At 68.3% G+C, this 16,132-nt stretch carries 14 protein-coding genes; 9 read left to right on the top strand and 5 right to left on the bottom strand.

Going from position 1 to position 16,132, the window contains the following annotated elements; all coding sequences use genetic code 11:
* The first annotated feature begins 13 nt into the window (after positions 1-13).
* The 3 genes from QH195_RS18790 to QH195_RS18780 all read left to right on the top strand — a co-directional run bounded on the left by QH195_RS18790 (position 14) and on the right by QH195_RS18780 (position 3,522).
* A complete protein-coding gene (locus QH195_RS18790) occupies positions 14-1,807 on the top strand; it encodes a hydroxysqualene dehydroxylase (protein WP_280436380.1) in 1,794 nt (597 codons plus the stop codon).
* Between the two features lie 336 nt (positions 1,808-2,143).
* A complete protein-coding gene (locus tag QH195_RS18785; RefSeq protein WP_280436379.1) occupies positions 2,144-2,284 on the top strand; it encodes a hypothetical protein in 141 nt (46 codons plus the stop codon).
* A 254-nt stretch (positions 2,285-2,538) separates the two neighbouring features.
* Entirely contained in the window at positions 2,539-3,522 is a 984-nt protein-coding gene (locus QH195_RS18780; RefSeq protein ID WP_280436378.1) for a hypothetical protein, read from the top strand.
* Positions 3,523-3,541: 19 nt separating this feature from the next.
* Here QH195_RS18780 and QH195_RS18775 read toward each other — a convergent pair whose 3' ends face one another.
* Positions 3,542-4,954, bottom strand: coding sequence for an MDR family MFS transporter (locus QH195_RS18775; protein WP_280436377.1), 1,413 nt, complete (start codon positions 4,952-4,954; stop codon positions 3,542-3,544).
* A 226-nt stretch (positions 4,955-5,180) separates the two neighbouring features.
* On the opposite strand from QH195_RS18775, the gene QH195_RS18770 reads away from it, so the two are divergent.
* Both QH195_RS18770 and QH195_RS18765 read left to right on the top strand, forming a co-directional pair.
* Complete coding sequence (locus QH195_RS18770; RefSeq protein ID WP_280436376.1) at positions 5,181-5,699, top strand: DUF3558 family protein; 519 nt, start codon at positions 5,181-5,183, stop codon at positions 5,697-5,699.
* Positions 5,700-5,862: 163 nt separating this feature from the next.
* Positions 5,863-7,080: a PucR family transcriptional regulator gene (locus tag QH195_RS18765; RefSeq protein ID WP_280436375.1), complete on the top strand. Its 1,218-nt coding sequence runs from the start codon at positions 5,863-5,865 to the stop codon at positions 7,078-7,080.
* Positions 7,081-7,085: 5 nt separating this feature from the next.
* On the opposite strand, the gene QH195_RS18760 is transcribed toward QH195_RS18765, so the two are convergent.
* Positions 7,086-7,550: a hypothetical protein gene (locus QH195_RS18760; RefSeq protein ID WP_280436374.1), complete on the bottom strand. Its 465-nt coding sequence runs from the start codon at positions 7,548-7,550 to the stop codon at positions 7,086-7,088.
* Positions 7,551-7,788: 238 nt separating this feature from the next.
* Between QH195_RS18760 and QH195_RS18755 the strand changes: the two genes are divergently transcribed.
* Positions 7,789-8,565: a M50 family metallopeptidase gene (locus QH195_RS18755; RefSeq protein WP_280423534.1), complete on the top strand. Its 777-nt coding sequence runs from the start codon at positions 7,789-7,791 to the stop codon at positions 8,563-8,565.
* Between the two features lie 12 nt (positions 8,566-8,577).
* Here the strand turns inward: QH195_RS18755 and QH195_RS18750 are convergent, their stop codons facing one another.
* Positions 8,578-9,354, bottom strand: coding sequence for a siderophore-interacting protein (locus tag QH195_RS18750; protein ID WP_280436373.1), 777 nt, complete (start codon positions 9,352-9,354; stop codon positions 8,578-8,580).
* A gap of 149 nt (positions 9,355-9,503) precedes the next feature.
* On the opposite strand from QH195_RS18750, the gene QH195_RS18745 reads away from it, so the two are divergent.
* Positions 9,504-10,745 (top strand): phthiocerol/phthiodiolone dimycocerosyl transferase family protein, encoded by a 1,242-nt coding sequence (locus tag QH195_RS18745; RefSeq protein ID WP_280436372.1) that lies wholly within the window; start codon positions 9,504-9,506, stop codon positions 10,743-10,745.
* A 29-nt stretch (positions 10,746-10,774) separates the two neighbouring features.
* Here QH195_RS18745 and QH195_RS18740 read toward each other — a convergent pair whose 3' ends face one another.
* Positions 10,775-12,106, bottom strand: a complete 1,332-nt coding sequence (locus QH195_RS18740) for a metallophosphoesterase (RefSeq protein ID WP_280436371.1) — start codon at positions 12,104-12,106, stop codon at positions 10,775-10,777.
* A 235-nt stretch (positions 12,107-12,341) separates the two neighbouring features.
* Positions 12,342-14,447: an AMP-binding protein gene (locus tag QH195_RS18735; protein ID WP_280436397.1), complete on the bottom strand. Its 2,106-nt coding sequence runs from the start codon at positions 14,445-14,447 to the stop codon at positions 12,342-12,344.
* Between the two features lie 326 nt (positions 14,448-14,773).
* On the opposite strand from QH195_RS18735, the gene QH195_RS18730 reads away from it, so the two are divergent.
* Positions 14,774-15,001, top strand: a complete 228-nt coding sequence (locus QH195_RS18730; RefSeq protein ID WP_280436370.1) for a hypothetical protein — start codon at positions 14,774-14,776, stop codon at positions 14,999-15,001.
* Positions 15,002-15,068: 67 nt separating this feature from the next.
* Positions 15,069-15,989: an LLM class F420-dependent oxidoreductase gene (locus QH195_RS18725; protein ID WP_280419662.1), complete on the top strand. Its 921-nt coding sequence runs from the start codon at positions 15,069-15,071 to the stop codon at positions 15,987-15,989.
* The last annotated feature ends 143 nt before the right edge of the window (positions 15,990-16,132 follow it).

Below are 16,132 nucleotides of genomic sequence, written 5' to 3'. Positions count from 1 at the left end.
CCAGGAGAGCACCATGTCGGATCAGCTGCCGAAGAAGTCAGCAACGATCGACCGCCGTACCGCGCTACGCGGGGCACTGGCCGGCGCCGCGATACTCGCGGCCGCACCGGCGACCGCCACCGCGACCCCGGCCCGGTACCGAACGCCCGGTCTACACACCGGCGGTAAGGACGTCGCGATCTTCGGCGGTGGAATGGCCGGTTTGTCGGCCGCCCACGAACTCGTCGAACGCGGGTTCCGGGTGACCGTCTACGAACCGTCCCATCTCGGCGGCAAGGCACGCAGTATGGGGGTCCCCGGCACCGGTACCGGCGGACGCGCCGATCTGCCCGGCGAGCACGGATTCCGGTTCTTCCCGGGGTGCTATCAGAACATTCCCGACACCATGCGCCGGATTCCGTTTCCCGGCAACCCGAACGGCGTCCTGGACAATCTGATCCGCGTCGAGGGCACCGTGGCCGGTTTCCGCGACCGGCCGCCGATCTTCGCGCCCGTGGAGACAGCCGGTCTCGACCAGCTCACCCCGGAACGCCTGCAGAACAGCATTGTCAGCGCATTCGGTTTCATCCCCGAAGTGCCACCGCACGAACTGGCCTTCTTCGGCAAGCAGATGCTCATGTGGTTCACCTCGAGTACCGAACGGCGGTTCGGGCAATGGGAATACCTCACCTGGGAACAGATCATGCGGGCCGACGGCAAATCCGCGGCCTACCGGGCGTACCTCGTCAATGCGCTCACCCGCATCACGGTGGCGGCCAAACCGCATCTGAGTTCGGCGCGCACCATCGGCACCATCGGCGAGGCACTGGTACTCGCCGGGACGGGACTGATCCCGGAGTTCTCCGGTGGTGTGGACCGGATCCTGAACCGCCCCACGAACGCCGCGTGGATCGACCCGTGGGTGGCCTATCTGCGGTCCCGCGGTGTGCGATTCGTCATGGGACAGCGCGCGAGCCGGCTGTCCTACGCCGGCGGCCGGATCGACTCGGTGACCGTGACCGACGCCCAGGGCGCAGCAACCTCCGTGGTCGCGGACCACTACGTCTGCGCCATGCCCGTGGAGAAAACAGTGCCGTTGCTGAGCGATCCGATTCTCGACGCCGATCCACACCTGGCGGGGATGCGGGAACTGCTCACCGATTGGATGGTCGGTATCCAGTTCTATCTACGCCGCCCCACCGAGATCCCGGAGGGTCATATCGCCGCCCTGGGTTCGCCGTGGGCTCTTACGGCGCTGCGCCAGGCACCGATGTGGGTCGGCGATTTCGCCGGCCAGTACGGCGACGGGTCGGTCCGGGAATGCTTCTCGGTGGATATCTCCGATTGGGATACCCCGGGGATCCTGCACCGGCGCACCGCCAAGCAGTGCACCGCCGCAGAAATCGCGGCCGAAGTATGGGCGCAGCTGAAGATATGGCTGAACACCGGGACCGGCTGGCTGCGCGACGAGGATGTCCATTCCTGGCATCTGGATCCCGGGATCAGCTGGTCCGGTGGCACCGCCCACAACGAGACTCCGCTGCTGGTCAATACCGTCGGATCCTACGATCATCGGCCACACGCGTATTGCGCGATTCCGAACCTGTTCTTCGGCGGCGACCATGTGCGCAGTCATATCGACCTGGCAACCATGGAGAGCGCCAACGAATCGGGCCGTAACGCCGCCAATGCCATTATCGACGCCGCCGATGATCCCGCCCCGCACGCCCCGGTGTTCCCGCTGGTCGCACCGCCGGCGTTCGAAGCGGCCAAGAAGCTCGACGCCGACCGGTTCCGGGCGGGCCTACCCCATATCCTGGATATCTGACGGACAGGACGGCCGAATCGCCGCCGAATCCGCCGGAGGGCGTGTCGGGGTCGATCGGCACGAAAGCGTTGTCTGTCGTAACCGGTTGCTCGAGAATGGGTTCCGGGCCGAGATCCGGCTTCTGGGGACCGCCGGTAGAGCCACGCCGGCAGAACATGTGGGGAAACATCATGCACCACCCTGCCGCTCGGGGTCGCTGCCGCCGGTACCACCGCACCACTGACGGCCGCGGTCTCCGCGGACGGCCGGACCCTCACGCTCACTCCGGATGCCGCCACACCGGCGGGTAAGCATATCGCCCAGCTGGTCGCCGATCCGGGGACCGAAGCCCGCAAAATGCACAATGCCGGAATCGGTGCGCTGATCGGCGGCGGGATCGGCGCGGTACTCGGTTTCTTCCTGGGCGGGGTCGGTGCACTGGTCACCATCCCGATCGGTGCGGGTATCGGTGCGCTGATCGGCTATTCCACTCCCTGACACCGCAACTCGGCCGTGCGCTGCATTCGGTACAGCGCACGGCCGAGCCGGGCATACGCCCCGGCAACTCCTAACCTGTTGCTGCCGAACAGATATGAACCCGGCAGCGCCTGTGCGCCGCCGCTTCGCGAAGCCGTTTCTGTCATACCCCCACAGTAAAATCATGCAGGTAGGACACAGTCGGAGAGTGAGTCGCGATCGGCCGACCGGTCGCGGCGGATACTCTCCGGCGCATCGGAACCGGGGGTTCTGTGATGAGTGAATTCGGACAACAACGACTGCTGCCGCCGCGTCAGCACGGCACCTCGTGGCGGGAATCGGAGTATCGGACCATCGCGTCGGAACTACGAGCGGGCAAGGACCTGGTCGAGATCGCCGACGACCTCGGCCGTACACCGTCCGCCGTGCGGGCCGCGCTGCGAAATTTCGTTCCCCCGCAGGAGAAGGTCCGGGCCGCCGATCGCGCCGGCTGGATCCGGGACCGGCTCGCCGCCGAACCGGAATGGGACTGGTGGGCAACGGTCGTGGACAACCACCGGCACGGGCCCTCCGCGCTCTGGCTCACCGAACACGAGCACCTCGCCCGGCGGGCATGGCGTGAGCGCACACCGATGCCCGTACTCGCCCAGCGGCTCGGCACCGCGGAGATCGAGGTGGCCGGGTTCCTGCGGGCACTGGGGCTGGCCGAGAGCCTGGCCGAGGTGGCCGACCGGCTCGGTGCCACTCCGGGGCAGGCCCTGGCCAAACGGGTGAACGCAGCCCGGGATCAGGATCTGTCCGCCGGTTGGGTACTGGTCGTCGACGGTGCGGCGGGCACCGTACAGCATCGCAGCGCACCGATCCGGCGGCATGTCTCGGTGCACGAGAGCCGGGCCGCCGCCGAGGACGGTCGCGATCGGGTGCTGTACCGGCACCGCCGGGCCGCCGGCGAAAGTTCCGCACCGGTGTGGTGGACCATCGCCCATCGCGGAATCGGCGATACGGCCGGCCGCACCTACTGCGGGGTGTACAACCCCCAGGCGGCTCCCAGCGGCGTCCGCGCCGATGCCCTCGAGGTCGGCGATTGCCTCCGCATCGCCGGATCGGACGGGAAACCGGTGGACGCGATCGTCGAAGCGCTGACCCGGCGCGGGGAGGTGGTACTCGCCGATCTCGGCCCGGTCGGCGGATCCCGGGTCCACCAGGTGATCGAATTCGAGGCCGGGGAACGAGTGGAGGTTCTCGGCCGCGAGGCGTAGCCGCCGCGACGCCGGGCCGCTACCGGCCGGATGCGGAGCGGCCCGGCATGAGGGCGCCGGTACCCACGATGGCCACCGTCATCACCAATACCGCCACGAAAACCAGATGCACCCCCTCGGCCAGGGCATCGGGTGCGGGGACGGCCGCATCACCGACCCGTGAGTTGACCAGCGCCCCGAATACGGCCACCCCCACCGCACTGCCGATCGACCTGGCGAACATATTCGCCGATGTCACGACGCCGCGTTCGTTCCAGGAGGCGGCGGTCTGCGCGGCGATCAGGGTCGGGCTGGCCACCAGGCCCATCCCGAGACCGATCAGGAAACAGGTGGCTGCGATCTGCCCGATCGATGATCCGGGGCCGATGAACAGTGTCGCGGACGCGCCGATCGTGGCGAGCACGCCGCCGAGGACGGCGGTGAACCGGAACCCGATCCGCAGATACACCCGGCCGGACTGGGAGGCCGAGAGCGGCCAGCCCAGCGTGAGCGCACCTACCGTCAGACCGCTGACCAGAGCACTCGCGCCCAGCACGCCTTGGGTGAAGGTCGGGACATAGGAGGTCAGGCCGAGTAGTAGCGCACCGACGAGCAGTGAGATCGCCGAACTCGCCACCACCACCCGCCGGGTGAAAAGCCACAGCGGCAGGATCGGATTCGCCGCCCGGCGTTCCACGAGAACGAACGCCACCAGCGCGGCCGCGCCGCCGGCGAAGATCCCGATACCCGCCGGCGAAGCCCACCCCCACGACCGGCCACCTTCGAGCAGGCCGAGGATCACCGCCCCCGCCCCGGAGGTCAGCAGGATCGTCCCGGGATAGTCGAGGCGCGTTCGCTGCCGGGGCACGGTCTCCGCGAAATGGCGCGACAGCATCCAGGCTGCCCAGGCCGACAGCGGCAGATTGATCAGGAAGATCCACCGCCAGCCGAGGTAGTCGGCGAATACCCCGCCCAGCAGGGGCCCGGCCACCGAGGACAGTGCCCAGACTCCGGCGATATACCCCTGGGCCTTCGCGCGTTCGGCGAGGGTGTAGATATCCCCGGCGATGGTCATGGTCATCGGCTGGATGGCGCCCGCGCCGATTCCCTGGATACCCCGGAACACGATGAGCCACATCATATTTCCGGCCAAGCCACAGAGCAGCGAGCCGAGCGCGAATACCGCGATACCGAAGAGGATCACCGGTTTGCGGCCCACCATATCCGCGACCTTGCCGTAGATGGGCACGGTGACCGCTTGGGCCAGCAGGTAGATGGAGAACAGCCAGGGGAACTGGGCGAAACCGCCGAGACTTGCGGTGATGGAGAGTACCGCGGTCGCGATAATCGTCGAATCGAGCGCGATCAGCCCGGTGGCCAGCATCAGCGAGCCCAGTATCGCGCCACGGTCGGAACGCAGCCCTACGCCGGCCTTTGCGGTATCCGCCACCACCGGCGCACTCCTCTCCTCGGACAACAGACAGGCCAACACGGCCGTTCGGTCACGCTATTCCCGGTCCGGCCGGGACAGGGCCGGGATTTCCACATAGTGGGAGGATGGTTGCCCACCGCACCGGCCGGAACCGGCTTGTGCCGATAGGGCACAAGCAGCCGGCGGCCGCTGTGAGGGCACACAGAGATCCTGTGCCGCAACGAAACCCGCGGCTAGCATCCGCGGAATGACGAGTTCGGCAGCTGCCCCGGGCAGTCACGTCCGCCACCGGATGCTGTGGTGTGCTCTCGCCGCCGTACTGGGTACCGGCGCCTGCGGGCCGGCGCCGGTCACGGATCCGGCGGCGGTATGGGACCCCTGCGGTCTGCCCGCCGACCTGCTCGCCGAGGCCGGATTCCCGGCCGGATCGCAACGGCGGGATGTCGCCGCGGAGCCGGGCTGGGTGGGGTGCGGCTGGAGCAGCGGCGAGGCCGTGGTGCGCGTGCTGTTCACCACTGCCGGGTCGCCGGAGACAGTGGGCGGCGCCGAGGCCACCCGCACCGAGATCAGCGTCGCGAACCGGACCGGGCAGCGAGTGCAGCCGGGAACCGCCGATTCCGCGGCGACCTGCATCGTGGTACTGCCCACCGAGGGCGGCGGGCTGATCCGGGTCCGGCTGGACAGTGCCGGGCCCGGAACCGGCGCCGAAATCTGTGGCCGGGCCGAGCGGGTGACACGTGTCCTTGCACCCGCACTACCGGCCTGATCAGCGGGTTCCGACCATAGCCCATACCACTGTGGCCGGTCACAATGCGATCGGCGCACCCCTTCACGGTCGTCCAGTCCAGTTCGCAAACCGGTACCCGGGTCGACATGCGCTCGTTACTGTGGAGCCGCAGTCTCACCATCCGGGGGTAGAAGGAGTCAGCATGACCGTCGACACGACCAGAACCAAGCTGACGCTATCCGGACAGCCCATGTCCGCCCCGCTTCAGGATGTCCGCAAACTGTCCCGCCGAATGGTGGGTCATTTCGTGGAGAACGTGGTGCCGTGCGGGACCCTGCCCGGCGATGCGATCTACGGCGATGTCACCACCATCACCCGTACCTGCCTGGAGCTGGCCGTCAGCATGCTCGACGGCCAGGACATCCCCGAGAAGACCCGAAGACTGGAGAACGCCGCCGCGGGCTGGGCACGGGAAGGGGTGCCGATCGACACCATCCACCACGCCGTCCACGAAGGTTTCCGGCTCGGCCTGGATCTGGTGGTGTCGCAGGCGACGGTGACCGACTATTCCGCTCTGGTCGACGGCGCCAAACTCGTCGTCGAAATGCTCGACAAGATGACGGTCTGTATTTCGATGGCCTATGTGCGGGAACTGCGCTCGGTGGTCAACGAACACCATACGGCGGTACATACGCTCACCTCGGCGCTGCTGGGTGGGCACAGCACCTCGACCATGGCCCGCGAATGCGGTATCGAGATCGCGCCCGCGTATATCGTGCTGGCCGTGGCGATTCCGGCCCATTCCGACGAATCCGTTCCCGCGCTCGACGGTAAAGTCGTGGCCCGCCGCAAACTGCGCCGCGTGCAGGCGGAACTGGCCACCCGCTGCGCCGACGCGGCGTTGTCGCTGCTGAGCGTGGACGGTGGCACCGTGCTGCTGCCTGCCGAAGCCCTCGGTACCGAGGAGCTCGACGAATTGATTCCGCAGCTGTCGCGGGCGGCGCAGGTACCGATCAGCGCCGCGATGGTGGAATCGCCCACCCCCGATATCCCCGCGGCGGCGGACCAGGCCCATGAGCTGCTCGATATGGTGCAGCGGCTCGATTGCGTGCCCGGGCTCTACCGGTTCGACGATATGGCATTGGAATACCAGCTCACGCGGCCCGGGCCGGGCCGGGAATATCTCGGTTCGCTGCTGGATCCGCTCGACGATCATCCGGAGTTGCTGGAAACGCTGCAGCGCCATATCTCCAACAATCTCAATCGGCAGCGCACCGCCCGGCTCATGCATATTCACACCAACACCATCGATTACCGGCTCAAACGTGTGGCGCAGCTGACCGGTTTCGACCCGACCCAGCCGTCGGGCCTGTGGTACCTGCGCTCCGCTCTCGTCGCGCGCAGCTATCGGGCACGGTGAGAACATCAGGCCGGTTCCCGGCCACTGCGCACCTGCGCCACATAGGCCCGCGACACCGCGGCGGTCAGGGTATCGAGCACATCCACCACGAACGACCCATCGATCCCGCCGGACGCCGGGTCCGGGCGTCGCAGTAGCCGCGATTCACGCAGTCCCAGTCCGCTTTTGACCCCTTCGTGCAACGCATGCTGAATCACCTCGAGCGGAACTTCCTCGCGAGCCCAGCGCGCGGCCGCCACTTCGAGCCGGGCCAGAACCTGCCGGCCCGACGAATCGGAATCGTCGAGCAGCGCCAGCGCCAGACCCAGCCCCACCCGGAACGCCGTCCCGAAATCCGCCACCGGCCGCGGCGCGCTCGCGACGCCGGTACTGCGCACGGACCAGATCCGCAGCAGCTCGGTGAGATCCGGCACTTCGAACGCTTCGGCGGAGCCCGCCGATTCGGGGTCGTACTGCCCACTCGTGCACATCCGTGCTCCCTCCGCCCGCGACCGACTACCGATATGGACAAACGTATAGTTATTCACGGTTCCGCGTACGACCCAACGCCCGGACTTCGGTCCACCTCGGAATACAGCACGCGAAAGATAGTGAAACGTCCCATCAACAGATATCTCGGCCTCGTGGTATCGCCCACCCGGGCCGAGCCGGAGCCGCCGTGCTCCCGGTGGCGCGCGCCGGTGCGCCTTCCCCGGTTATGGTGCGGCGGTGGATACCGGTGATCTGATAGACCGCAGCAGTTCCATCGCGGAGCGGCTCACGACGACCCAGGCGGCTCCGCCGTCCTGGCTGGTACTGGCCACCGCGGTGGCGGCCCTGATCCTCGTCGGATACGGACCCCTGTGGCGGGTGACCCGCAATGTCGTCACGATTGCGCATGAAGGCGGGCACGCACTGGTCGCGCTGCTGAGCGGTCGGCGGCTCAATGCGATCACCCTGCATTCCGATACCTCGGGGCTCACCGTGTCCAGCGGAAAACCCTACGGGTTCGGCATGATCCTGACCGCGCTCGCCGGTTATCCGGCGCCGCCACTGGTCGGCCTCGGTTTTGCCGCCCTGCTCGGCGCCGGGCGGATCACCTTGATGCTGTGGATCGCAATCGCCGCCCTGGCCCTCATGCTGGTGATGATCCGCAACGTGTACGGCGTGATTTCCGTAATGACCACGGGGGCATTGGTTTTTGCCGTGTCCTGGTTCGGTTCCGATGCGCTGCAGGCCGGTTTCGCGTACCTGGCGACCTGGCTGCTGCTGTTGGCCGGCAGCCGTCCGGTCCTGGAGTTGCAGCGCACCCGGTCCCGGATGCGCGACGGCACCACCGACGCGGACCAGCTGGCCCGACTGACCCGGCTGCCGGGCCTGCTGTGGGTGGCAGTGTTCCTTGCCGTCGCTCTCGGCGCGCTGGTGGCCGGCGCCGGGCTTCTGCTCTCGGCGACGGCCGGGATATGCCTGCCGATCCCGGGCGGGGCGGACTGCCCGGCGACCTGACCGACTCCGGGGTTATCCGGTGGTCTCGGCCTCGGTGAGTTCCTTCTTCCAGACCCGGAACCCCTCCTCGGTACGCCCGCGGCGCCAATATCCGGAGATCGACGCGAATTCGGCGGAGACCCCGCGCTCGCGGCGAATATAGGGCCGCAGATTGTGCATCACCGCCTGCGCCTCACCGTGGATGAACACCTGCGCCTGCCCCGGCAACCAGGGTGCGCTGCGCACGGCGGCGATCAGCGGGGCGTTGTCCCCGGCCCGGTCGTCGCCGACCTCGTGGGCCGCGCCGCCACGATGCACCCAGGTGATGTCGACCAGCGCCTTCGACGGCAGCGCGATCTCGTCGGACGCATCGGCGACCTCGAGGAAAACCTTCGCGGGTGCGCCGTCGGGCAGGGCTTCCACGGCGGCCGAGATCGCGGGTAGCGCGGCCTCGTCTCCGGCCAGCAGATGCCAATCGGCATCCGCACGCGGCGCGTAGGCCCCGGAGGGTCCGAAGAATGTGACCTGCTCACCGGGCCGGACGGTCGCCGCCCACGGTCCGGCGATGCCCTCGTCACCGTGCACCACGAAATCGATGGCGATCTCGCGGGCGGCGGTATCCACCGAGCGGACGGTATAGGTGCGCATCACCTCGCCGTCGGGCCGGTCGAACAGCAGCTTCACATAGGCATCGGTGAATTCGTTCCCGGTGAAATCGTCGAATCCGGGATCACCCAGATATACGCGGACGAGATGTGAGCTGAGCCGCTCGGTCCGGGCCACGGTCATGGTCGTGCGTTTCCTGGCCATCCGGCCTCCTCACTAATTAGGTTTACCTAAGCAAACGTACCAGCCCTGTCGGGGCCACTGTGTAGCATCCGTCTCGCCCGCGGCGAAATATGAGGCAACGAAGCCTTTTTGGGTTAATCTCTCACCAACATCCGGACAGAGGCACCACCATGACCGCGGCTACCGTCATCCGACCGCTCGCTCCCAGCGAGCAGATCTTCGCCTTCAGCGAGGTTTTCGTCGGATACTGCGCGCGCGTATCCGGCCGGTTGGACACCACCGCCCTGGCCGCAGCGTACGAGGCGCTGGTCACCGCGCACCCCATGCTCGGCGCCCAGCTCGTCCCGAGTGAGCCGTTCGGCCATACACTGGTCACTTCCGGTCCGCCCGAGATCGTGCTCACCGTCACCGACGGTGACCCGGAACTGCTGCTCACCGGTGCCGAGCCGGATCAGCGGCGCGCTCTGGGCTCGGTCCATGTGGTGCGGTCGGTGGCCGGAGCGAGCGTCACTCTGCTCGTCCACCACAGTATCGCCGACGCGACACATGCGCTGCACCTCTACGAGCAACTGTGGCGCTGCTATTCGACCGCCGCCGCCGGCCGGGTGCCGGCGCTTCCGCCGGCCCGGCAACCGCTGCCGGTCGAAGACCTGCTCGCGGCACGCGGGATCACCCGCCGTCCGGTCCCCGGCCGGGCGGGACCACCCCGCAGCGAACCCCCGCTCCCCCCACCCGACGCGCTCGCCGTCAACGACCACGACTACCCGCCGCTGATCACCACCCGATGCCGGCTGAGCCGCGAGCACACCGGTGCGCTGGTGTCCTACGGGCACCGCACCGGCGTGACCGTGCACAGCCTGGTGGCCGCGGCACTACTGCTCACCGAAGCCGAGGCCCGCCGGCTTCCGGTGGCCGGCCTGCAGTGTTCGTATTCGGTGGACCTACGGCGCCGGGTTCGGCCGGTGATCGGGCCGACCGAGGGCACCAATGTGCTGGGTTTCGCGGGGTATCGCCCCGTTCCCGGCGCGACGCAGACGCTCACGTCGCTGGCTCGGGGGGTCTTCGGCGCCTTGCGGCACGGTCTCGCCACCGGCTACGTCCAGCAGACTCCGCTACAGCTGCCCGACACGCTGGCGGCACCTCCGGCGAATCCGTTCGACACGGTGATGACCACGAATTGGGGCCGATTACCCGGGCTGTCGGGGCCCGCGGTCCGCATCGACGATTTCCGCACCACCATGATCGCCAAACCGGATCCCACCGGCCGCCGGCCCCCGCAGCCCGGTGGGGGAACCAGCATCATCACCACCTACGACGACCGGCTCAGTATCGAGATCCACCACCCGCCGCAATTCGCCCCGGTCCAGCGTCCACGTATCGAACGCCTGCGCACGCTGCTCACCCGGCTCTGAGGTGGGTTCCCGCCCCGCTCGCGACCCGATCAAACGCCCTGCAGCGACGCCAGCTCCAGCACCGTGATATCCGACGGTGCCGCGACCCGGACCGGCGGGCCCCAGGCCCCGGCGCCGCGGGTTACGTACAGCGCCGTCGCACCGTACAGTTCCAAGCCCGCCACGGTCGGGTTGGCCAATCGCGCCAGCAGGTTACCCGGCCACAGCTGTCCGCCGTGGGTATGGCCGGACAGTTGCAGATCCACGCCGTAACGCACCGAATCGTGCACCACCACCGGCTGGTGGGCGAGCAGGACGCAGGCGCGTTCGGTGTCCCGGCCGTCCAGCGCCGCCGCGAAATCGGGACCGCGGCCGATGGTGCTGCCCGCGGGATCGTCGACCCCGGCCAGATCGAAATCGGGCAGGCTCACCCGGTCGTTGAGCAGCACTCGCATCCCGAGTTCGCCGACCCGGTCGAGCCAGGCGTCGGCATCGGAGTAGTACTCGTGGTTGCCGGGGACGAAGAAGGTGCCGAGCCGGGCACTGAACCCGGCCAGCGGTTCGGTTTCCGCACGCAGATCCGCGACGCTGCCGTCGGTGAGGTCGCCCACGAGGGCGATGAGGTCGGGGCGGGTTTCGTTCACGGTGCGGACCACCCGTTCACAGAAGCCGCGGCCGAGCGCCGGCCCCAGATGCAGATCGCTGACCAGCGCGATCCGCAGCCCGTGCGCCTGAGCGGGCAGTTTGGCCAGCGGTACGGTGACCCGCCGCACCATCGGCCCGTCGAGTACCCCGTAGGTTCCGGTACCCACCACCGCGCCCGCCGTCAGTACCGTCGCGCCCGCCGCCATCCGGGAGATGAGCATCCGCCGCGACAGCGGCGCCGGGGCCGGGGCCGACGGGACCGGGGGCAGTGCCGGCGGCGGCGTCCCCGGCGCGGCCATCGGCGCCGTCCGGGGCGGCTCCCCGCTGTCACCGACCGCTGCTCCCACGGGCTCCGGTGTCTCTTCCGGCTGCACGGTGGCCGGCGCCGGCGGCGGCGCGGCGGCGGTTCCGGCGTCCCGGCGCTCCAGCGCACGCAACAGCAGCGGACGGATGATCTCGCCCGCCAGCACACCGATCAGCAGGTAGACGAACAGGGCGGCCCAGACGAAACCGGTCCACGCCGGTAACCGCCAGACATCCCAGGTCGCGCCGGCGAACACCGCACCGAACGCAGCGCCCATCAGCACCGCGCCGAGACCGAGTACCCCGGCGCCGATCGGCCGCCACACCGAACCGTCTCGGGTGATGTCACGGACCAGCCGTCGCCACAGGTACCAGTGCAACCCGGTGAGCACCACCACCGCGGCCAGCCCTGCGAGCACGGAAACTACTACCACGGAGGATGCCTCTCCCTGACCGATTGCCTATGCGGATGCTGAATCTACCCGTGCCCGCTCGGCGGTCCGTGGCCCCGGCTCCCCTTGTCCGGCGCCGCGGCACCGGCACGGAATCGGCCGGCAATTCGGCAACCCCGGATCTTCCCATGTCACCGCAACTATCGGCGGTATCGGCATCTGCCGGGCATCCGCCCGCGTACCGGCGCGGTGGTCGTCCGCCGTCACGGCGAGCAGGTCACGCCGACCCGCTGACTCCCAGCCCGCCCATACCCGACGGCGGGAGCTCACCGTTGTGCCCGCCCGCCAGTAGCCATTTCAAGATCTTCCCGGTTTCCCCGCGCGGTAGGGCCGGCAGAAAGGTGACGTCCCGGGGCACCGAGAACCGGCTGAGCCGATGCCGGATATAGGTGCGCACCATGTCCGGATCCAGCCCGGATCCTTCGTGTTTCACCACGAAGGCGGCCAGCCGCTGCCCGAATTCCGGATCCGGGACCCCCACCACCGCGACCTCGCTCACCTGCGGCAGATGCGCAAGCGCCTCCTCCACCGGGCGTGGGAAGACGTTCTCGCCACCGGAGATGATCATCTCGTCGTCGCGACCGGCGATGAACAACCGCCTGTTGACATCGAAATACCCGATATCGCCGGTATCGAGCATGCCGTGCGCCTCGTCCGGCGGCGCGGCGTTGACATAACCGTCGAACAGCATGTGATTACCCACGAAGATATGCCCGGTGGCGCCGATCGGTACCGGTTTGTGGTCCGGGCCCAGCACCGCGACGCGGGTACCGAGCGGCGGCCGGCCGGCGGTAGTAGGCGCGAAACGCAGATCCGCCGGGGTCGCGATGGTCGCCCAGGACACCTCGGTCGATCCGTAGACGTTGTAGAGGATATCGCCGTAGGCGTCCATGAATCGCAGCACCGTGGCTGCGGCCAACGGTGCCCCGCAACTGATCACATGCCGCAGGCTCGAGGTGTCGTACCGGGCACGGACCGCGGGCGGGAGGTCGAGGATACGGTTGACCATGGTCGGCACGACGATCATGGTGGTGACCCCGTGTTCGGCGACCAGGCGCAGGCAGTCCTCGGCATCGAAACGTTCCGGCAGGATCACGGTGGAACGCAGTGCGGTACTGAGCTGCAGCCCGGCCAGCCCCCAGGTGTGGAAGAGCGGTGCCGGAATGAGCATCGCCGATTCCATTTCGAGCGGAATCCGGGACAGCAGCGCGGCGATGGTGGCGAAACCCTTGGGGTGCGGGCGGCGGGCCCCCTTCGGCACCCCGCTCGTACCGGAGGTGAGAACGATCAACCGGCCGGGGTGGGCCGGAATGCGGAAATCCTTCTCCCCCATATCGATCAGATCGTCGACCGTGTAGCGGTCCGGGAACGGGGGTCGCAGGTCGGTGGTGAACCGCGGCAGGTCCGCGTGCAGATACTGCACCAGTTCCTCCAGGTCACCGTCGACGAACAGGGCCGACAACCGATGCCGCTGGACGATCTGCTCGATGGTGCGGGCGGCCAGGCCGGCGTTGAGCAATGCTACGTCCACGCCGAGTTTCCCGGCCGCGACCATGGTTTCGACCATGCCGGCATGATTGCGCGACAGCAGACCGACGGCATCCCCGGCCGCGAGACCAACCGCCGCCATGGCTCCGGCGAGCGCGGTGGTGCGTTCGTCCATCTCGGCGAAGGTCCGCTCGCCCCGATCGTCGATCACGGCGAGCCGCCGTGGCGAGTACGCGGCTCCGGCGGCGTATCCACCGGCCAGGTTGAATCCCCATTTGTTCAATGACAGCAGTTGTTTCACTGCCACCTGCGCGTTGGTCCGCACCACGCCGCTGGCGGTGACCTGCCGCAGCACCCCGAAGTTCCGGCGGACCGGCGAGGCCTCCCCGTTGGCCACGATCGAGGTGCGGGCGCCGCGCACGATATCGGCGATCCGGCGCAGGCCCCTGACTGCCCAATCCTGGACGGCGGAATTCGACAGGCCGGCCACCTGCCGGTGCACCCGGCCCGGAGTGAAAAAGGTGACCGCGATCCGGCTGCGGGCGCCCTCCCCGGTCAACCGCAGAGCGGCGAAACTGCCGATCTCCGGCGCGTGCAGTTCGCAGCTTTCGTACCAGCGGCCGGTGACCACCCGTACCCGCAGCACCCGGATACCGGCATCCGGTGTGCCGATCCGGAATTCGAATACCGGCTGCGCTCCCGGAAGGTCGAGCCGGGAGCAGGCGCCGATCCCGGTGAACACGCGCGGATAGGTCTGCGGGTCCAGCAGCAGATCCCATCCCGCGGCGCGCGCCGCGGGCAGATCCGCGACCACATCGATGACGTCGGTAACCAACTCGTACAACTTCTCGTCGGCCCGCAACGGACAACTGGGTCGGCGGGGAAACCCATCTGTAACGTCGCTCACAATAGCCCGGCGCCGCCGTTATTACCAGCGAGTAGCACCGGCCTCGGGGAGGCTCTGTGACAGGTCACGAAGCGAATTGCCGAGTATTCACCATGTGCCCCGGAAAGCCCGCCGACCTCGTGGTTGGAGGTTGCCCAAAGCTTTCGGCGGCGACGGTGTGAGTGCTCCCAGCCACTACTCACTCCGGTCACACACCCGCTGTGCGCGAATTACATTCGGCGCCGTAACAGTCGATCGCGACCCCGGAGGAACCCATGCCCGAGACCCGGCGCAGGATGGTCCGCAACCACACCGACGAAATCCTCAACTACTTCGGCAAATGCAGATCGTGCGGCTATCCGGCGCGCGCCGAATCCTGCCGCCGCATCTACGACACCGGCGAGATCGAAACACTCGTCATCGCCAGCTGCAGTCTCCCGTGCGGCTGGTCCGACCAGGTGCTACCCACCACGATGACCGGACCGGCCGCGCGATCGGCTTGACGGGCGGTGGTCACCGGCGCGACAGGGCGGCCGGGGCCACCGCCCGGCTGTGCGGCACGATAGGACCATGGAACTGCGTATCTTCACCGAACCGCAGCAGGGCGCGGACTACACGACACTCCTGCGGGTGGCCAGGACCGCGGAAGAACTCGGCTTCGGGGGCTTCTTCCGGTCCGATCACTATCTGCACATGGGATCGGTGGACGGTCTGCCCGGCCCGACCGATGCGTGGATCACCCTGGCCGGTCTGGCCCGGGAGACCAGCCGGATCCGGCTCGGCACACTGGTCACCGCCGCCACCTTCCGGCTGCCCGGCCCGCTGGCGATCCAGGTCGCGCAGGTGGACCAGATGTCGGGCGGTCGCGTGGAGCTGGGCCTGGGCACCGGCTGGTTCGCCGAGGAACATGCCGCCTACGGTATTCCGTTCCCGGACAACAAATTCGACCGATTCGAAGAACAACTCGCGGTGATCACCGGACTCTGGCAGACCGCGCTCGGCGAAACCTTCGATTTCACCGGGAAGTACTACGAACTCCGCCGCTCCCCGGCGCTACCCAAACCGGTTCAGCAGCCCGTCCCGGTGATCGTCGGCGGCCAGGGCCCGAAGCGGACACCCAGGCTGGCGGCGCAGTACGCGACCGAATTCAATATTCCGTTCCTCTCCGCCGCCGACAGCGCCGCCCAGTTCGAGCGCGTCCGCGCGGCCGTGGCGGCGCAGGGCCGGCCCGCCGACAGCATGGTGTACTCCAACGCGCTCGTCGCCTGTGTGGGTACGAACGAGGCCGAGATCGCCCGCCGGGCCGCCGCGATCGGGCGCGACGTGGACGAACTGCGCACCAACGGGCTGGCGGGTTCACCCGCCGAGGTCGTCGACAAGATCGGCCGCTACCGCGAGAGCGGCACCGAGCGGATCTATCTGCAGATCCTGGACCTCGCCGATCTCGAACACCTGGCAGTCATCGCCAACGAGGTCGCCACCCAGCTGTGAGAGTCGCCGGCGGGGGCCGTCCGGGGCCCCGCCCGCGCGGTCAGTTGGCGCCCGCGCCCCCCACGAGCAAGTGTTGGAGGGGTTAGTTGGGCGGTACATAGACCACAACGACCACAACCCGGCTGACCTGCACCACGTGCTCG

Origin of the sequence: Nocardia carnea, from assembly GCF_029868855.1 — a bacterium.
Classification (GTDB): domain Bacteria; phylum Actinomycetota; class Actinomycetes; order Mycobacteriales; family Mycobacteriaceae; genus Nocardia; species Nocardia carnea_A.
This window is presented reverse-complemented; position numbering and strand designations above follow the sequence as displayed.